The organism is Synechococcus sp. R5-15 (genome assembly GCF_047462035.1).
GTDB lineage: Bacteria > Cyanobacteriota > Cyanobacteriia > Thermostichales > Thermostichaceae > Thermostichus.
Genome location: NZ_JANSIK010000085.1, coordinates 1 through 18,373, shown reverse-complemented (window position 1 = coordinate 18,373; position 18,373 = coordinate 1). Strand labels below are relative to the sequence as shown.

14 protein-coding genes and 1 tRNA gene are annotated in these 18,373 nt (G+C 60.0%); 13 read left to right on the top strand and 2 right to left on the bottom strand.

The window, feature by feature from the left end; translation table 11 throughout:
* Window positions 1-46 precede the first annotated feature (46 nt).
* From nifB to NW839_RS07865, 12 genes are all read left to right on the top strand, one after another.
* Window positions 47-1,483 carry a nitrogenase cofactor biosynthesis protein NifB gene (gene nifB, locus NW839_RS07920; RefSeq protein WP_414351573.1) on the top strand — a complete coding sequence of 479 codons (1,437 nt, stop codon included), beginning with the start codon at window positions 47-49 and terminating at the stop codon, window positions 1,481-1,483.
* Window positions 1,484-1,506: 23 nt separating this feature from the next.
* On the top strand, window positions 1,507-1,800 hold the full coding sequence (gene fdxB / locus NW839_RS07915; protein ID WP_011432079.1) for a ferredoxin III, nif-specific: 294 nt from the start codon (window positions 1,507-1,509) through the stop codon (window positions 1,798-1,800).
* 39 nt (window positions 1,801-1,839) lie between these two features.
* Window positions 1,840-3,039 carry a cysteine desulfurase NifS gene (gene nifS / locus NW839_RS07910; protein ID WP_414351572.1) on the top strand — a complete coding sequence of 400 codons (1,200 nt, stop codon included), beginning with the start codon at window positions 1,840-1,842 and terminating at the stop codon, window positions 3,037-3,039.
* Between the two features lie 59 nt (window positions 3,040-3,098).
* A complete protein-coding gene (gene nifU, locus NW839_RS07905) occupies window positions 3,099-4,010 on the top strand; it encodes a Fe-S cluster assembly protein NifU (RefSeq protein ID WP_414351570.1) in 912 nt (303 codons plus the stop codon).
* A gap of 277 nt (window positions 4,011-4,287) precedes the next feature.
* Window positions 4,288-5,166 (top strand): nitrogenase iron protein, encoded by an 879-nt coding sequence (gene nifH / locus NW839_RS07900; protein ID WP_011430651.1) that lies wholly within the window; start codon window positions 4,288-4,290, stop codon window positions 5,164-5,166.
* Window positions 5,167-5,262: 96 nt separating this feature from the next.
* Window positions 5,263-6,726: a nitrogenase molybdenum-iron protein alpha chain gene (nifD, locus tag NW839_RS07895; RefSeq protein ID WP_099813105.1), complete on the top strand. Its 1,464-nt coding sequence runs from the start codon at window positions 5,263-5,265 to the stop codon at window positions 6,724-6,726.
* Window positions 6,727-6,791: 65 nt separating this feature from the next.
* A complete protein-coding gene (gene nifK / locus NW839_RS07890; RefSeq protein WP_414351567.1) occupies window positions 6,792-8,327 on the top strand; it encodes a nitrogenase molybdenum-iron protein subunit beta in 1,536 nt (511 codons plus the stop codon).
* Window positions 8,328-8,580: 253 nt separating this feature from the next.
* The gene (gene nifV, locus NW839_RS07885; protein WP_414351564.1) at window positions 8,581-9,768 is read left to right on the top strand and encodes a homocitrate synthase; all 1,188 of its coding nucleotides are present in this window, start codon (window positions 8,581-8,583) and stop codon (window positions 9,766-9,768) included.
* A gap of 135 nt (window positions 9,769-9,903) precedes the next feature.
* Window positions 9,904-10,167, top strand: a complete 264-nt coding sequence (locus NW839_RS07880) for a nitrogen fixation protein NifZ (protein WP_011430646.1) — start codon at window positions 9,904-9,906, stop codon at window positions 10,165-10,167.
* Window positions 10,164-10,364 carry a putative nitrogen fixation protein NifT gene (gene nifT / locus NW839_RS07875; protein WP_011430645.1) on the top strand — a complete coding sequence of 67 codons (201 nt, stop codon included), beginning with the start codon at window positions 10,164-10,166 and terminating at the stop codon, window positions 10,362-10,364. The genes NW839_RS07880 and nifT overlap by 4 nt, the downstream gene beginning before the upstream one ends.
* A 184-nt stretch (window positions 10,365-10,548) precedes the next feature.
* Window positions 10,549-11,703, top strand: coding sequence for an OFA family MFS transporter (locus tag NW839_RS07870; protein ID WP_414351562.1), 1,155 nt, complete (start codon window positions 10,549-10,551; stop codon window positions 11,701-11,703).
* Window positions 11,704-11,859: 156 nt separating this feature from the next.
* Window positions 11,860-11,943, top strand: a tRNA-Leu gene (locus NW839_RS07865).
* On the opposite strand, the gene NW839_RS07860 is transcribed toward NW839_RS07865, so the two are convergent.
* The gene (locus tag NW839_RS07860) at window positions 11,944-14,142 is read right to left on the bottom strand and encodes a glycosyltransferase 61 family protein (RefSeq protein WP_414351559.1); all 2,199 of its coding nucleotides are present in this window, start codon (window positions 14,140-14,142) and stop codon (window positions 11,944-11,946) included. It lies immediately after the preceding tRNA gene.
* 193 nt (window positions 14,143-14,335) lie between these two features.
* On the opposite strand from NW839_RS07860, the gene NW839_RS07855 reads away from it, so the two are divergent.
* Window positions 14,336-17,029 carry a phycobilisome rod-core linker polypeptide gene (locus NW839_RS07855; protein WP_414351557.1) on the top strand — a complete coding sequence of 898 codons (2,694 nt, stop codon included), beginning with the start codon at window positions 14,336-14,338 and terminating at the stop codon, window positions 17,027-17,029.
* 62 nt (window positions 17,030-17,091) lie between these two features.
* Here the strand turns inward: NW839_RS07855 and ruvB are convergent, their stop codons facing one another.
* The gene (gene ruvB, locus NW839_RS07850; RefSeq protein WP_011430641.1) at window positions 17,092-18,228 is read right to left on the bottom strand and encodes a Holliday junction branch migration DNA helicase RuvB; all 1,137 of its coding nucleotides are present in this window, start codon (window positions 18,226-18,228) and stop codon (window positions 17,092-17,094) included.
* Window positions 18,229-18,373: the final 145 nt, after the last annotated feature.

The following is an 18,373-nucleotide window of genomic DNA, read 5'->3' as shown; positions in this document are numbered from 1 at the left end:
GTTGATATAACCGCCAGTAACGTTCTATCCCCTGGTTGACCCCGCCATGCTGCCCCTTTCAACTCCGCCCCGCCAGGGATCCCCTTCCCCATCGGCCTGCGCTTGCAGCAGCAGCCCCCGCCAGGCCCTCCCCCCTCATCTGCAGCAGCGCATCGCCACCCATCCCTGCTACAGCGAAGCGGCTCACCATCACTACGCCCGCATGCACGTGGCGGTAGCCCCCGCCTGCAACATCCAGTGCAACTACTGCAACCGCAAGTTCGACTGTGCCAACGAGAGCCGGCCCGGTGTGGTCAGCGAGCTGCTTACCCCGGCGGAAGCCGCCCACAAAGTGCTGGTGATTGCCGGCAAGATCCCGCAACTGACGGTGGTGGGCATTGCTGGGCCTGGGGATCCCTTGGCCAACCCCAAGCAAACCTTCGAAACCTTTGCCCGCATTGCCGAGAAAGCTCCGGATCTCAAGCTTTGCCTTTCCACCAACGGCCTGATGTTGCCGGACTACATCGACGAGATCAAACGGCTGAACATCGACCACGTCACCCTGACCATCAACATGGTGGATCCAGAGATCGGAGCCAAGATCTACCCCTGGATCCGCTGGCGGCGCAAGCGCATTCGGGGGGTGGAGGCAGCCCGCATCCTGCACGAGCGGCAGATGGAAAGCCTGGATCTGTTGCGGGAGGCAGACATCCTCTGCAAAGTCAACTCCGTCCTGATTCCCGGCATCAACGACACCCACCTGCTGGAAGTGAACCGGGTGATTCAGGAGAAAGGGGCTTTCTTGCACAACATCATGCCCCTGATCTCGGCGCCCGAACACGGCACTTACTTCGGCCTCATCGGCCAGCGGGGCCCCACCCCTCAGGAGTTGAAAGCCCTGCAAGATCGGTGCTCCGGCAACATGCGGATGATGCGCCACTGTCGCCAGTGTCGGGCGGACGCGGTGGGCCTTCTGGGGGAAGACCGCAGCCAAGAGTTCACCAAGGAGCGCTTTATGCAGATGACCCCCGAGTACGACCCCGAAAAACGCCGCCAGGTCCAGGCAAGCATTGCCCAACTGCAAGCTCAGCAGCAGGCAGCCCCGACCCACTGGACAGCCGACCTGCCTCCCGACAGCCCCTCCATCCTGGTGGCCGTGGCCAGCAAAGGCGGTGGCTTGGTCAATCGCCACTTCGGCCATGCGCGGGAGTTTTTGATCTACGAGGTCAACGCCCGTGGGGCGCAGTTTGTCGGCCACCGCAAGATCCCGCAGTACTGCCACGGGGGATCCGGGGAGGACAACAACCTAGAGCAAATCCTGGATCTCATCAGGGATTGCCGAGCCGTGCTGGTCTCCAAGATCGGCGATTGCCCCATGAAGCGTATTCGCGAGGCCGGCATCGAAGTGGTGGAAGACTACGACCTCATCGAAACGGTGGCCCTCAAGTTTTACCGCACCTGGTTGGTCAACCAGACCTTGGACAGCAAATCTCCCCGATCCTAAAAATCTCGCTTTGGAGCTTGGCCATGGCTACTGTAACTGCTCTCACCAAAGGCGGACTGCCCTGGATCCCACAGTTTATCGAAAGCCTGGATATCAGCCGCTGCCTCGGCTGTAGCCGTTGCCTCAAAGTCTGTGGCCGGGGTGTGTTTGCCCTCAGAGCCCTCAACGAAGACGGCGAGTTTGTCGACAACGAAGAGGAAGAAGAAAGTGAGCGCAAAGTGATGACCATCCTCAATGCCGCCCTCTGCATCGGCTGTCAGGCTTGCGCCCGCATTTGCCCAAAGCAGTGCCATTCCCACGCTCCGCAAGCCGTTTAACGTTGCCCAACCCCTACCTTGTATCGATTCGGAGCCTGTATGAACCCTGTGATCTACCTGGACAACAACGCCACCACCGCTGTGGATCCCCTGGTTCTGGAGGCGATGCTGCCCTATTTGCAGACCTTCTACGGTAACCCCTCCTCGATGCACAGTTTTGGCGGCCAGGTGGGGCGTGCCCTCAACCAAGCCCGCGAACAGGTGGCAGCCCTTCTGGGAGCCGACCCGACGGAGATCGTCTTCACCAGTGGCGGCACCGAAGGCAACACCACGGCCATTTATGCAGCCTTGGCAGCCCAACCCCAGAAGCGCCACATCATCACCACGCAGGTAGAGCACGCCTCGGTGCTCAACGTCTGCAAGCACCTGGAAAAACAAGGCTACCGCGTCACCTACCTCTCGGTGGATGAGCAAGGCTGCCTGGACTTGCTGGAGTTGGAAGCAGCCCTGACCGGCGATACTGCCCTGGTGAGCTGCATGGCCGCCAACAACGAGACGGGCGTGCTTTTCCCCATCGAGGCGGTGGGATCCCTGGCTCGCAGCTATGGGGCTGTTGTCCATGTGGACGCAGTGCAGGCGGTGGGCAAAATCCCCCTCGATCTGCAGCGCCTGCCGGTGGATCTCCTCACCCTTTCCGGGCACAAGCTGCATGCCCCCAAGGGGATCGGCGCTCTCTATGTGCGGCGGGGCTTGCGCTTCCGTCCGTTGCTGCTGGGAGGGCATCAGGAGCGAGGCCGCCGCGCCGGGACGGAAAATGTGCCGGGCATCATCGCCCTGGGCAAAGCGGCTGAGCTGGCCCAAGCCCACCTGGGGGATCCCCATGAGCGGCTGCTGCGGGATCGCCTGGAGCAGGGCTTGCTGCAGCGGATCCCGGATATCCAGGTTAACGGCCACCCCACCCGGCGGCTGCCCAACACCACCAACCTGGGCTTCAAGTTCGTGGAAGGGGAAGCGATCCTCTTCTGGCTGAACAAATACGGCATCTGCGCCTCCTCCGGCTCCGCCTGCACCTCGGGATCCCTGGAACCCTCCCATGTGCTGCGGGCCATGCGCCTGCCCTACACCGTTTTGCACGGCTCGATCCGCTTCAGCCTCTCCCGCTTTACCCAGCCGGCAGAGGTGGAGCGGGTGCTGGAGGTTTTGCCGGGGATCATCGAGCATTTGCGGGCCATCTCCCCCTTCAGCCACGAGGCGGAAGACTGGCTGCAACAGCAGGAGCGGGAACTGGCTCACCGCTGACCGCCCGGCTCAAACTCATCTTCGCTCGACCGTTAGCATCCTCAACTCAGGATCCAGCCATGTGGGACTACAGCGAAAAAGTTTTGGAACTCTTCTACCACCCCAAAAACCAAGGGCCAATGGATCCCAGCTCCGAGCCTGGTGTTCGGGTGGTGGTGGGAGAAGTGGGCAGCATCACCTGCGGCGATGCCCTGCGGCTCTACTTAAAGGTGGACGAGGCCAGCGAGCGCATCTTGGCTGCCAGCTTCCAAACCTTCGGCTGCACCAGCGCCATTGCCTCTTCCTCGGCCCTGACGGAGCTAATCACCGGCCTCACTCTGGATGAAGCCCTGCGGATCGACAACCGCCAAATCGCTGACTACCTAGGCGGCCTGCCCCCCGCCAAGATGCACTGCTCGGTGATGGGGCAAGAGGCTCTGGAGGCAGCCATCTACAGCTATCGCGGCCTTCCTCTGCCTGACCACACGGATGATGACAGCGCTTTGGTCTGCTCCTGCTTTGGCGTCAGCGAGCAAAAGATCCGCCGCTTGATCCGGGAAAACCACCTCACCTCCGCTGAGGAAGTAACAGCCTACAGCAAAGCGGGTGGTGGCTGTGGTTCCTGCCTGGCCCAGATTGAAGACCTGATCGCCGCCGTTCTGGCCGAGACTGACGCAACCCCTTCAGAAGATTCAAGAAATTCAAAAGGGAACTCCCAAAACCAGACAGAGCCCTCTCCCGCTGCTCCCTCTCCCCTCACCACCTTGCAAAAGATCGCCCGCATTCAGGCCGTCCTGGAGGAGGAAGTTCGCCCGCTGCTGTTGGCCGATGGCGGCGATGTGGAGCTGTACGACCTGGAAGGGGATCAGGTGTGGGTGCGCCTCAAGGGATCCTGCACCACCTGCCCCAGCCAGCAAAACACCCTGCGGTTGCTCATCGAAACCCGCCTGCAAGAACAGGTGTGGCCCACTTTAACCGTGCATGCCCTCTAGTTCCCCATTCTCGATAAGCCTGAGAGCCCTATGATCTGCCCCACTGTTACTCCCCGTCGCTTCCCCCATCTCCTGCCTCGATTCGGGAGAGCCCCACCGTTCAACCGGTTTGCTTTTGGATTCCAAGGGATCCAAGGCTGCCTTCCCGCGAGCTGAAATCCTTTGCAGTAAGGATCCCGTCTCGCTAATGCGACCAGTTGCGCCCATTGGCAAGAGATTTCTAACCCTTAAGTCGCCCTCAAGTTTTTCCTCAAGTCTTCATTAGGAGAACTGAACCATGAGACAAATTGCATTCTACGGCAAAGGCGGTATCGGCAAATCCACCACCTGTCAGAATACCGTTGCCGGTATGGCCGAATTGGGGCAGCGGATCATGATCGTCGGCTGCGACCCGAAGGCCGATTCCACCCGCCTCATGTTGCACTGCAAAGCCCAGACCACCGTCCTTCACCTGGCTGCTGAGCGGGGATCCGTAGAAGACGTGGAGCTGGAAGAAGTGGTGCTCACCGGCTACCGAGGGGTGCGCTGCGTGGAATCCGGTGGCCCCGAGCCTGGTGTTGGCTGTGCCGGACGAGGCATCATCACCGCCATCAATTTCTTGGAAGAAAACGGAGCCTACGAGGATCTGGACTTTGTCTGCTACGACGTGCTGGGGGACGTGGTCTGCGGCGGTTTTGCCATGCCCATTCGGGAGGGCAAGGCCCAAGAGATCTACATTGTTTGCTCCGGCGAAATGATGGCCATGTATGCGGCCAACAACATCGCCCGCGGCGTGCTGAAATACGCCTACTCCGGCGGCGTGCGCTTGGGTGGCTTGATCTGCAACAGCCGCAAAGTGGATCGCGAGATCGAGCTGATCGAAGCTCTGGCCGAAAAGCTCAACACCAAAATGCTGCACTTCATCCCCCGCGACAATGTGGTTCAGCACGCAGAATTGCGCCGCATGACGGTGATCGAGTACTCCCCCGACTGCAACCAAGCTGACGAGTATCGGGCCTTGGCCAAAAAGATCATCAACAACACGGATCTGAGGATCCCCACCCCCATCTCTATGGATGAGCTGGAACAGTTGTTGATAGAGTTCGGCGTTTTGGACGACGACCAGAAAATCGCCCACCTCATCGGCAAAACCGAAAAAGAGTTGGCCCCAGTGTGAACTTAAAGATGGGCTGGGGGTGGATCCCTTCCTCCCTCGGCCCTCGGTTCCCCCTAGTTTCTTTCTCAAAAAAATCCAGTAGATGAGGCTCTTCCCATGACTACTCCAAAAAGCGCCCTCAAAGAGGAAAACCGAAAAGTTATTGCAGAAGTTCTGGAAACCTATCCGGAAAAGGCCAAGCAAAAGCGAGCCAAACACCTCAACGTCTACGACAAGGGCAAAACGGATTGCGGAGTAAAGTCCAACATCAAGTCGATCCCCGGCGTCATGACCACTCGCGGCTGTGCCTATGCCGGTTCCAAGGGGGTGGTGTGGGGGCCGGTCAAAGACATGATCCACCTCAGCCATGGCCCCGTGGGCTGCGGCTACTACTCCTGGTCGGGAAGGCGCAATTACTACGTCGGCACAACCGGGGTAGATACCTTCGTTACCATGCAGTTCACCTCCGATTTTCAGGAGCGAGATGTGGTGTTCGGGGGGGACAAAAAACTGGCCAAACTCTTGGTGGAAGCCAGCGAACTCTTCCCCTTGGCCAAAGGCATTACCATCCAGTCCGAATGCCCCGTTGGCCTAATTGGGGATGACATCGAGGCGGTGGCCAAGAGAGTTTCCAAAGAAATTGGCAAGCCGGTGGTACCGGTGCGCTGCGAAGGCTTTCGGGGGGTCTCCCAGTCCCTGGGCCACCACATCGCCAACGATACAGTGCGGGACTGGGTTCTGCCCATTGCCGACAAGAAAGCCAAGGAGGGATCCCTCAACTTTGAGCCCGGCCCTTATGATGTGGCCCTGATTGGGGACTACAACATCGGCGGCGACGCTTGGTCTTCCCGGATTTTGCTGGAGGAGATGGGCCTGCGGGTAGTGACCCAGTTTTCCGGCGATGGCACCTGGAACGAGATGCTGCTTGCCCCTCGGGTGAAGCTGAATCTCATCCACTGCTACCGCTCCATGAACTACATCTGCCGCCACATGGAGGAAGCCTACGGGATCCCCTGGCTGGAGTTCAATTTCTTTGGCCCTACCCAAATTGCCAAGTCGCTGCGGGCCATCGCCCAGCGGTTCGACGAGACCATTCAGGCCAAGGCGGAGCAGGTGATCGCCAAGTACAAGCCCCAGAGCGAGGCCATCATTGCCAAGTACCGTCCCCGCCTGGAGGGCAAGCGGGTGATGCTGATGGTGGGCGGACTGCGGCCCCGCCACGTCATCCCGGCCTTCCGGGAGCTGGGCATGGAGGTGATTGCCACCGGCTACGAATTCGGCCACGGCGACGACTACAAGCGCACCACCCAGTACATCGACGATGGCACCCTCATCTACGATGACGTGTCCGGCTACGAGTTTGAAGAATTTGCCAAGAGGTTGAAGCCAGATCTCATCGCCTCCGGCATCAAGGAGAAGTACGTCTTTCAAAAGATGGCTTTGCCCTTCCGCCAGATGCACTCTTGGGACTACTCCGGCCCCTACCACGGCTACGACGGCTTTGCCGTGTTCGCCCGCGATATGGATCTGGCCTTGAATAGCCCCACCTGGGATCTGGTCAAAGCCCCCTGGAAATCCTAGCTTGCCGCCGGGATCCCAGACGCCAACGGCCCTTCCTTCCCCTGCCCCTCATTAGGAGACCGACCATGCCGCAAGATATCCAAGACATCAAAGATCACGCCCGCCTGTTTCAAGATCCGGAATATCAGGCGCTTCTGCAGTGCAAGCAAACTTTTGAAGATCTCCCTTCCCCGGAAGAAGTGGCCCGGGTGGCCGAATGGACAAAATCTTGGGAATACCGGGAGAAGAACTTTCAACGGGAGGCCCTGACGGTAAACCCCGCCAAAGCCTGCCAACCCTTGGGGGCCATCTTCGCCGCTGTCGGCTTCGAGGGAACTTTGCCCTTCGTCCATGGATCCCAGGGGTGCGTGGCCTATTTTCGCACCCATCTCACCCGCCACTTTAAGGAGCCCTTTTCGGCGGTCTCCACCTCGATGACGGAAGATGCGGCGGTGTTTGGCGGCCTCAAAAACCTGATCGAGGGACTGGAAAACGCTTACACCCTCTACAAACCCAAGATGATCGCCGTGTGCACCACCTGCATGGCAGAGGTGATCGGGGATGACCTGGGGGCCTTCATCACCACGGCCAGAAATGAGGGAGTGATTTCCCGCGACTTCCCGGTGCCCTATGCCCACACGCCAAGCTTTGTGGGATCCCACATCACCGGCTATGACAACATGCTCAAGAGCATTCTCAGCACCCTCACCGAGCCGGTGGGCCGCACGGGTAGCAATGGCTACATCAACGTCATCCCCGGTTTCGATACCTACATGGGCAACTTGCGGGAGATCAAGCGCATCTTCGGCTTATTCGGGATCCCGCTGACTTTGCTGGCGGACAACTCCGACTATTTGGATTCGCCCAACGACGGCACTTTCCACATGTATCCCGGCGGAACCCCTTTGGAGGCGGCTGCCCAATGCCTCAACGCCGAGGCTACTTTTTCCTTCCAGCGCTACACCACGCCCAAGACCCTGGAGTTTCTAGCAGAGGCCTCGGGTCGGCCCACCCTGACGGCGCGGCCAGTGGGTATTCGGGGCACGGATGAGTTTTTGATGCAGCTATCTCAGCTAACCGGCAAGCCCATTCCCCCCGAGCTGGAGATCGAGCGGGGCCGGGCGGTGGATGCTTTCACCGACTCCCAAGCCTGGATCCACGGCAAGCGGGTGGCCCTGTACGGGGATCCGGATCTGGTGATGGGCTTGCTCAGCCTGTTGCTGGAGCTGGGGGCCGAGCCGATCCATGTGGTGGTGACCAACAGCAACGAGGAGTTCGAAGCCGAGGCGCGGGCACTGCTGGCCTCCAGTCCCTATGGACAGGGGGCAACCGTCTGGGGGGGCAAGGATCTCTGGCATCTGCGCTCTCTGATGTTCACCGAGCCGGTGGATCTGCTGATCGGCAATTCCTACGGCAAATACCTGTGGCGGGATACGGGCACGCCTTTGGTGCGCATCGGCTACCCCATCTTCGACCGCCACCATCTGCATCGCTATCCCACCTATGGCTATGTGGGGGCGCTCAACCTCCTTAACTGGATTGTCAACACCCTTCTGGATGAGGCCGATCGGCGCAGCATCATCCCCGGCAAAACCGACATCTCCTTCGACTTAATTCGTTGATGGCCAGAGCAGCGGGATCCCAAAGGCCGGACTTTGTCGGACTTTGTCAAGGATCCCCTGCTCCAAAGACTCCACCCCGCTAAGAGGAACAGCCAAGCCTTACAGGAATCTGATGAATTCTGCGGCAACTTGGTTGAGCTTTCTACCCTGGACATGATTGCCCTGACGCAACCGGGGTCCCGCTAGCGGTGCGGAGCACCATCGACGGTTACCGATTGCCTAGGCGGGCCGTAGGTCTTGGAGGATGGATCCCATGAATTCCTCTATCACCATCAACGACACCACCCTACGCGATGGGGAGCAAGCGGCAGGGGTAGCCTTCCAAATCCCCGAGAAAATCTCCATTGCTGCCCTCTTGGATGCCATTGGCGTGCCCGAGATCGAGGTGGGGATCCCGGCCATGGGCGCTGTGGAAACGGAAGCCATTCGCGCCATGCTCAGCCTGGGGCTGCGGGCTCAGCTGCTGGGCTGGAACCGGGCTGTGCCCAGCGATATCCTCGCCTCTATTCGTTGCGGCCTCAAGCGGATCCACATCTCCGTGCCGGTCTCGGATCGGCAAATCGCTGCCAAGTTCCAAGGGGATCGCCCTCGGCTGCTGCGACAGTTGCGCCAATGCGTGGAGATGGCCTTGGAGCAGGGGCTGTGGGTCTCGGTGGGGGCAGAAGATGCCAGCCGCACCTCCCTGGATCAGGTCATCGAGCTGGCCCAAATGGCCCAGAGCTGGGGCTGTCGGCGCTTCCGCTACTGCGATACGGTGGGCGTTTTGGATCCTTTTAGCACCTACAAGCAGATTCGCCGTCTGGTGCGGGCCATCGATATCCCTGTGGAGATGCATACCCACGACGACCTGGGCATGGCCACTGCCAATGCCTTGGCCGGAATCCGCGCCGGCGCTCAGTCGGTGAACACCACCGTCAACGGCTTGGGGGAACGGGCCGGCAATGCCCCCCTGGAAGAGGTGGTGATGGCTTTGCGCTACACCTTGGGGATCGATGTTGGGGTGGATACCTGCCGTCTGCGGGAGCTGTCTCAACAGGTGGTACGGGCCAGCGGTGCTCCCCTCCCCCCCTGGAAGGCCATCGTTGGCGACAACGCCTTTGCCCACGAGTCGGGCATTCACGCTGCAGGGGTGCTACGGGATCCCCAGACCTATGAGCCTTTCCCACCAGAAGCCGTGGGCAGCCAGCGGCGGCTGGTGTTGGGCAAACACTCCGGCAGGCATTTGCTGCTCCAGATCCTCAAGGAACAGGGGATCCCTGTCGAGCAGATCCCACCTGGCCAACTGGAAAAGCTCCTGGAACAGGTGCGGCAGCACGTCACCCACTGCAAGCATCCGATCCCACCGGCGGAACTGGCCCGTTATTGCCGCGCAACGCTGACGCAATGGGCGCAACACACTCCAGAACCCATCCCAGAGGAAAGCCATCCCGATGTTGTCTAACCGCTTGTCCGGAAAGGAAACTTCCAAATCTCAGGCCATTTTGGCAGCCGTGTCTCGACGGGCACGCCAAGTAGGCCGCAGCCTAACCCGCCAAGAGCTTTGTCGAGTGTTGGCAGAAATCACAGGAGGTACCCCATGAGCGACGAACTGGAGCTGGATCGCCCTCCCCAATTTGAGCTGGGCGACAAAGTCCGCATCCGTAAGGTCATCCGCAACGATGGCACCTTCTTCGGCCAGCCGGTGGGAAAAATCTTAGCCGTTCCCGGCGACGAAGGTTACGTGATTTCCATTGGCACCTTTCTACAACGGTTTTACGTCTATGCCGTCCACTGCTTGGCCAAAGGCTTGGTGGTGGGGTGCCGTGCCCAAGAGCTGGAACTTGTGGAGAAAGGGCTATGAAAGTCATCCTGCACGAAAGTGCCTACGGGCATTTGATGGTCTACGTTCCCAAAAAAGATCTGGAAGAATCGGTTGTGGCCACCCGTTCAGAGGCCGGGGAAACCATTTTCACCCTGAGCAACGGTTGGGAATTGTCCATCCCGGAGCTGCCGGAGCCTTTGTCTCTGCCCAAGACAGTAGAGGCCAAACGCCTCTAGCCAACGGTTGGCTAAAAATTCTGTTGGCCTATCCCCGAAAGGGCTGAGAGAATGGGTTGAACTCAGCTCCAACAAGCTCTAGATACCCATGAAAAGGGTTGGATTCCCCGTTACTTTGTATGGACAACCGGCCCATATGGGGAGATGGCTTTTCATCCTCCAGGGGCTCCTGGTTCTTCTTTGCTTGGGAACCGTCTATTCCTGGAGCATTTTCCGCAAGCCCCTGGAAACAGAGCTGGGGATTGGGGCCAGTGAGAGCCTGCTGCCCTACACGGTTGCCCTCGTGTTCTACGCTACCCTCATGCCCATCACAGGGTTTGTCATCCCCCGCTGGGGATCCCGCCGAGTACTGGCTCTGGGGGGCAGCTTGGTGGGTTTGGGCTATGGGCTGGCTAGCTTTGCCCCTTCTATTGGGTGGATCACCCTCTGCTATGGGGTGATTGCCGGTAGCGGAGTAGGGGTTGCCTATGGGGTGCCGATGGCCGTGGCAGCCCGTTGGTTTCCCGATTGCAAGGGATTGGCGGTGGGGTCCACCATTATCGGCTTTGGCCTATCCCCCCTGCTTACCGCTCCTCTAGCCAACCGCTTGATCGAGGCGCTGGGGGTTCGACCTACGCTGCTGATTTTGGGGATCCTCTTTGCAGCGGTGATCTTGGGGATCGCAACCCAACTGAGATTTCCTCCCCCCGATTGGATCCCTTCCCCATCTTTTCCAAGAAAATCCACGAATGGCCCAGATCGCTCTCCGTTGACTTCTCGGCGCTCTCTCCCTCTGCTGAGGAACCCCTCCTTCTATGGCCTGTGGATCTGCTACGCCATCGGCACCCTGGTTGGTTTAAGCGCCATTGGGATTTCTGGTCCTGTGGGGGAAGAGCTGATCGGCCTGGATCCCCCTGCGGCTGCCAACAGCGTGGCTCTCTTCGCTATTTTCAACGGGCTCAGCCGTCCTCTGTTTGGCTGGTTGGCCGATCGATTACATCCCCATCAGGTCACTACGGGCTCCTATGGGCTGATCCTGCTGGCCTGTGGGCTAATGCTCCTGCCTCCTCAGGGATCCCTTCTGGCCTACTGGGTAACTTTTTCCTTGCTTTGGTTTTGCCTGGGGGGGTGGCTGGCCATGGCTCCCGCCCTGACCCTGCGCTTGTTTGATCCCGAACGCTACGCCCAGAACTACGGCATTGTGTTTACCGCCTATGGAGTTGGGGCCTTGGTGGGAACGATGATCGCGGGGCAAATTCGCGATAGGCTGGGCAGCTATAGCTATACCTTTTATGGGATGGCCGCCTTGGCGGTGGTGGGGATCTGGGTGGCCAACGTTTTTTTGAAAGAGAAGTTGTAGGAGCTTCAAGCCAGCGGGCACAGCAGGGATCCCATCAGCAGGGGCAGCAATCCCCTACTTCATACCCTCCACTGCAGGGCTGGGTGAACCAACTTAAAGACTTGCCCCCCCAAGGCAAGCAGTTTGGTAGAGTAGTACGGCTATTGCCGACAGATTGGGATCGTGGCGGAATGGTAGACGCTACGGACTTAAAATCCGTTGTTCCTCAAGAACGTGAGGGTTCGAGTCCCTCCGATCCCATCATCCCTTGATCCCTGTCTGTTCCAGCACATTCAGCAAGTCCGGGATCCGAGCCCAGGCATCTTCTCGATCCAAATCGGGGCTGGAAAGAAGAGCCACCAAAGCCGGATCGCAAACAGGCGCCACCAAGGGGAAATACCTTAGCCCTGCCACCTGAGCAATACTCCAAAAATAGGGAAGCACTGCATTGCTGGGCAAGATCTCGATGACGGTGGTGCCGGGTGGACAAAAGGCGAGGTTGGTTAGGCCCGCCCCGTGGATCCCGATCACCGCCTCTGCCCCCTGCATCAGGGCTATTTGCTCGGGAAGAGAGAGGGTTTCCATCTGCACCGGTACAAATCCCCAGGGGCGCAAGCAGGCCAGCACCTCCGCTTCGTTGATCACCCGCCGCCAGCGGGCAGACCGACGGCTGATGTAAATCCGCCGCGGCTGCAGGGGGTCGATGGAGAAACTCGGCTGGGCCAGTTGCCGCAGCACCTCCAATCCCCTGGGCGTCAAACACCCCACCGGAGCGCCTGCCGAGGGCACGATCAGGTTCTGGGCTTGCAGATGGGATCCCCCCAACTGCTCAAAGCTGAGGATGCGCTCGGCTGGGATCCCCAGGGTGGCCAAGCTCTGCACCTGAAAGGGTTTTCCCTGATACCCGTGGATCAAGATGGGAATGTCCTTTTCCAGGGCGCCCGACCGCCGCAGGATATCCAAGGCAGGCAAAATATCCACCATCCAGTGAAAGTAATTAACTGCCCCCAAGGGCAAAAGGGCAACGGGGCCATCCAGTGGGATCGGTGGGGGGAGATGGGGCAAGCCCAGCAGGGGGTGGTGTCGCAGGTGATCTGGCCTGTAGTCCCAGTCGAGGAACTCCGGCGGCGGCAAGCTCAGGGACAGATCGGCGAGCAATTCTCCCCGGCGGGTGAGCACCCCGCTGGCAAAGCTGGCGTAGAGGTGGCGGGGATAGTGGCCCACGTGGACGGATCCTCGGGGGATCTGGGCGACAAAGGTCTCTGCCAAGGGGATGCGCTGCGGGCGCAACTTTTGCAAAATGGCGGGATCAGCCGCAGGGGGCGCTTTTAGACAGAGAACCCCCCCTGGATCCAGCAGTTGGTAGTCCCCTTCGCCCGTGGCCTGATGCCACTGCCGGGTGGTGAGGTAACCCTGGGTTGGCACCGGCCAGAAGTCGGTTGTAGGGGGGGTGTTCTGGTAAAAAGAGTCCGCTTGAAGGGCAACGCCTTCTGGAGCCCAACGCTGCCGCCAAGCCGAATACAGGAAATCGGGGATCCTCGCAGATCCCTCTCCCCTGCATGCCTGCTCCAGTCCAGACCGCAGAGGGCTTTCTCTGCCACTGCCCTCGCACCACGCCTGCACCCAATTCCGTTCCGCTGCCACCGCTCGGCAAACCTTCTCCCAAGCCGCCTCAGGGTGAGCCAACCGCACTTCCGCTTCCGCCCAGTAGCTGTAGAGCTGCGCTGTCCCGGTGCCCCGCGCCTCAGCCGCCTGGAAACACCGCACAGCCTGAACTGGATCCTGCAGATCCAGCCACGCCAGGCCCATCTGTACCCAGGGATCCCCCCACTCAGGGCGCAGCCGCGCAGCCTCCTGCAGAGGGGAAATCGCCTCTCGCAAACGGCCCAGCTTCATCAGGGCCAAGCCCCAGCGCCAAAAACTCTCTGCCGCCGTCGGATCCTGCTGGCAAGCCCGCTCAAACCACTCCGCTGCCGCAGCCCACAGCCGGCTCCGCTCTTGGGTCAGGCCAATGCGGTGAGCAGCCAAAGCCTGGCCAGAAGACAGCTCCAGCCCAGAAAGCCCATCCCCCAACTCCAGAAGCTGCCGATACAGAGCTGCTGCCTGCGGCCAATGGCCCTTCTCCCACAGGCTTTCCGCCAAAGCCTGCAAGCTCCTCAGCAGGTGGTAGACGGCCTCGGATTCGGCCACCCCCCCCGCTTGCAGCATCGCCAAGCCCTCTTGCCACACCAGCTGCGCCTCCAGTTCCCGACCCAGCAGGAGATAGGCGGCTCCCAGCTCCCAATACAGCTCTGGAGAGGGGGATCCCTGCTCGAGCTGTTGCTGTAAAACCTGGGTAACGCGTTCGTAATGTCCCTGCTCCCAATCCTCAAGGAGAAAAGCGGAAGACAACAGATGGGAGGGTAGAGCTGGGTTGAGAGCCATGTCTTTGTGGATGAGAAACAGTGTTACAAACTGCAACAACCTCCCCACTCTGGGCCCGTGCCCCTAGTATTCTAGGCTTGGCTTCCCCCTCAGGGATCGGGCATCGATCCTTCTCAGCTCAGAGAGGGATGCTCCTCCAGTCGTGGGTCAGCCTCTTCACCCCCTTCGATGGCACTGTCCTCGGCCTTTGTCGGCAGTTTTTTCGATCAAAACGGAGTTTAAAAGATCGATGGGTATCAACGTATCCGCTGGCGCAGTCGTTTCCAACCCCCGTCTCTACCAAACCGTGCCTGTATCGACCATCTCCCAGGCGGAACAGCAGGATCGCTATCTGGGACGCACCGAGCTGGATCGCCTCGAGGACTTTTTCTCCAGCGGCCTGAAACGGCTAGAGATTGCCGAGGTCATTGCGGCCAATTCGGAAATCATCGTCAGCCGGGCAGCCAACCGCATCTTCACAGGGGGCTCGCCCATGGCCTATCTGGAGCGGCCAGAAGCGACCCAAGACGAGAAAGAAGCCTTCAAGCTGGGTACTGCCTTCTACGTGGAATCCACCGGCGGATTCATTGAGGCCATCCGCAACATCTTTAGCGCCAGCGGTGTGGAGATTCCCCCCAATTTCCGCCCCATCAACATCTCCCGCTACGGAGCTGCCAACATGCGCAAATCGCTGCGGGATCTGAGCTGGTTTTTGCGCTACGTTACCTACGCCCTGGTGGCCGGGGATCCCAGTATCATCGCCGTCAACACCCGCGGCCTGCGGGAGATCATCGAAAACGCCTGCTCCGCCGAGGCCACCATTGTCGCCATTCAAGAGATGAAGCGGGCAGCGGCTGGCTACTTCCGCAAAGATGCCGAAGCGGTTGCCATCATCAACCAATATTTCGATGTCTTGCTGAGCGAGTTCATCGCCCCCGCCCCTTCCGACAAGCTGCGGCAGCGCAATGCCAGCACCGCCGACGGGATCCCTCTGCAAGGGCTGCAGCTACCCCAGATCTACAACTTGGCTGCCGAAAAAGTTCCCGTTTTTGCCATGAAGCCGGGGCTGTCCAACGCCGAGAAAGAAGAAGTCATCAAGGCCGCCTATCGACAGGTGTTTGAGCGGGACATCCGCCGCGCCTACGGCCTCAAGCTTTCCAACCTGGAGTCGAAGGTGAAAAACGGCGAGATCTCCATGAAGGAGTTCATTCGCCGCCTGGGCAAATCGGAGCTGTATCGCAAGCAGTTTTACGAGCCTTACATTAACAGCCGCGTTGTCGAGCTGGCCTTCCGCCACTTCCTGGGCCGGGCCCCTGAAACCCGCGAGGAAGTGCAGACCTACTTCTCCATCGTCTCCAGCAAGGGCCTGGCCGGCCTGGTGGACGCGCTGGTGGATAGCCGCGAGTACGGAGACTACTTCGGCGAAGAGACGGTACCCTACCTGCGCAAGCTGGGGGTAGAAGCGCAAACCAGCGCCAACTGGGGAGCCAAGTTCGACCTCTACACCTACGCTGCCCCCCGCCGCAAGGTGCCCCAGTTCATTACCCTCTTTGCCCGCTACAACCGGCCTCTGCCGGATCAGCATGCCTATGGCTCCGGCAACGACCCGCTGGAGATCCAATTTGGGGCCATCTTCCCCAAGGAAACCCGTTCCTTCAGCGCCCGCCCCGCCCCCTTCAACAAGGATGTCAAGCGCATCCTCATCCGGCGCGGCTTTGCCCTGACCAACGAGCGCACCAATCCCAAGGCAGTGGGGGATCCCGGTAGCCTTGGCCCCAAAGTCTTCAAGCTCACCCAAACTCCCGGCGATCGCAGCCGGCGGCTGGGGGTGCGGGCGGGGATTGTTGGCAGCGAAGTCTCGACGCAAGCGGTGATCCGCGCCTGCTACCAGCAGGTGTACGGTTACATGCCCTACGAAGGCCAACGGCTAACCCGTTGGGAGATCAAGCTGGAGTCGGGGGAAATTCCTGTCAAAGAGTTTATTCGCCAACTGGCCAAGTCGGATCTCTTCCGCAACAAGTACTGGTCCAGCTTGTATGTCTGCAAAGCCATCGAGTTTATCCACCGCAAGCTGCTGGGCCGACCCACCTACGGGCGCCAGGAGATGAACCGCCTATTTGACATCGCCTCCAAGCAAGGGTTCTACGCCGTCGTGGACGCCATCCTCGACAGCGAGGAGTACCAGCAGGTCTTCGGGGAAGATATCGTGCCCTACGAGCGCTACCTCACCCCCGGCGGCCTGGCGCTGCGGCGGATGCGCCCCGGCTCCACCGACATGGCAGTGACCAAGCCCATTCGCACCGACGACGACATCCCTCTCTTTGTCAAGTTGGGTCAGCCTCGGGATATGCCTTCCGGCGAGCTGGAAATCCAGCGGCGGGCCCAGCAGGGGGTGCCCAAGGTACGCCAAGAGATCCCTGTCTTCAAGCTCACCAGCCTGGCCAACAAAGCGGAAGTCAACAACCTCATCCGCGCCGCCTACCGGCAGGTCTTCGAGCGGGATATGGACATCTACAACATCAGCGCCGAGCTCAGCTCTGCCGAGTCCAAGCTGCGCAACGGCGAGATCACCGTCAAGGAGTTCATCGAGGCCCTGGGGTGTTCCGAGCTGTACCGCTCCGAGTTCTATGCCCCCTATCCCAACACCAAGGTGATCGAGCTGGGCACCAAGCACTTCCTGGGCCGTGCGCCTCTCAACCAGCAGGAGATCCGCAAGTACAACCAGATCTTGGCCACCCAGGGGGTGAAAGCCTTTGTGCGCGCCCTGCTGAACACCCAGGAGTATCGGGATCTCTTCGGCGAAGACACGGTGCCCTATCGCCGCTTCCCCACCTTGCCGGCGGCCAACTTCCCCAACACCCAGGAGCTGTACGGTCGTCTCACCAAGCAAAACCGCGAGCTGGTGGTGCCCAGCTTCAGCCCTGTGGGCAATGACCGTAGCTAGATGGGGCTCTCAACTGCTCTCTTTCTTGTGAGAGAGGGGTCGGGGGTGAGGGGAGAGACGAGTTAGCTCCACAAAGGCAGGGGGGATTGGGCTTCATAGCCCAGATGCCGTAGCGCAGCAGGGGTAACCACTCGGCCACGGGGTGTACGCTGCAAGTAGCCGATCTGCAGCAGATAAGGCTCATACACTTCTTCAATGGTTTGGGGATCCTCACCCGTCACCGCGGCCATCGTCTCCAAGCCCACTGGCCCTCCACCGAACTGCTCCACCAGCACCGTCAGCAGCTTGCGATCGATCCAATCCAAACCCATGGGATCCACCTGGAACAGCTCCAGAGCGGCTGCTGCCACTTCTTGGCTAATGTGGCCATCCCCTCGCACCTGGGCGTAATCTCGCACCCGCTTGAACAGGCGGTTGGCAATGCGGGGCGTGCCCCGAGAACGGCGGGCGATCTCTGCAGCCCCTTCTGGATCGGTGGAGACATTTAAGAGGCGAGCCGTGCGCAGCACGATCTGCACCAGCTCGTGAGGCTCGTAAAAGCGCAGCCGTTGCACGTGGCCAAAGCGATCCCGCAGCGGAGAAGTGAGGGCGCCAATGCGGGTTGTGGCCCCGATGAGGGTAAAGCGTTCCAAGGGCAGAGAGGTGATGCGAGCAGAGCGACCTTTGCCAATGGTGATATCAAGACGAAAATCCTCCATCGCCGGATAGAGCAATTCTTCTGTAACCTTGGGCAGGCGGTGGATCTCGTCAATAAACAACACATCCCCCCGCTTCAAGCGCACCAAATACCCGGCAATGTCGCGGGGGCTCTCCAAAGCCGGCGCGGTGGTCATGTAGAACTGGGATCCCATTTCTGCCGCCAGCACTGCTGCCACCGTGGTTTTGCCTAGACCAGGCGGGCCGTAGAACAGCAGGTGATCCAGAGGCTCTTGGCGAGCGCGGGCCGCCGCAATGGCAATGGAGAGCACTTCTTTAAGTTCCGTCTGGCCAATATATTCCGCTAGGGTGCGCGGGCGCAGGGATTCTTCCTGGGCTTCGCCAGGGTGGGCTTGCGGCTGCAACAGGGCAGAGGGATCCGCTCCCCTTTCCCCAGCAAAGCTCAACTCTCTGCCTTCTTTTCTCCAGGCTGAAGACTTTTGCTGCCGCCGCTTGGGGCCCTCAGCGTTCTGGCCTGTATCCCGAGAAGAAATGATTGCCATATCCCTAAGTCACAGAGGCAATGGCCCCAATTTAACTCTAGAAAAGCTCTGGGAAAGATCACCCCAGCAAAGAGAACAAAAAAATCCCCCAGACCAAGCTGGGGGATCCACCAATGCTGTTGAAGCGTCAGGTCAGGCCATCAGC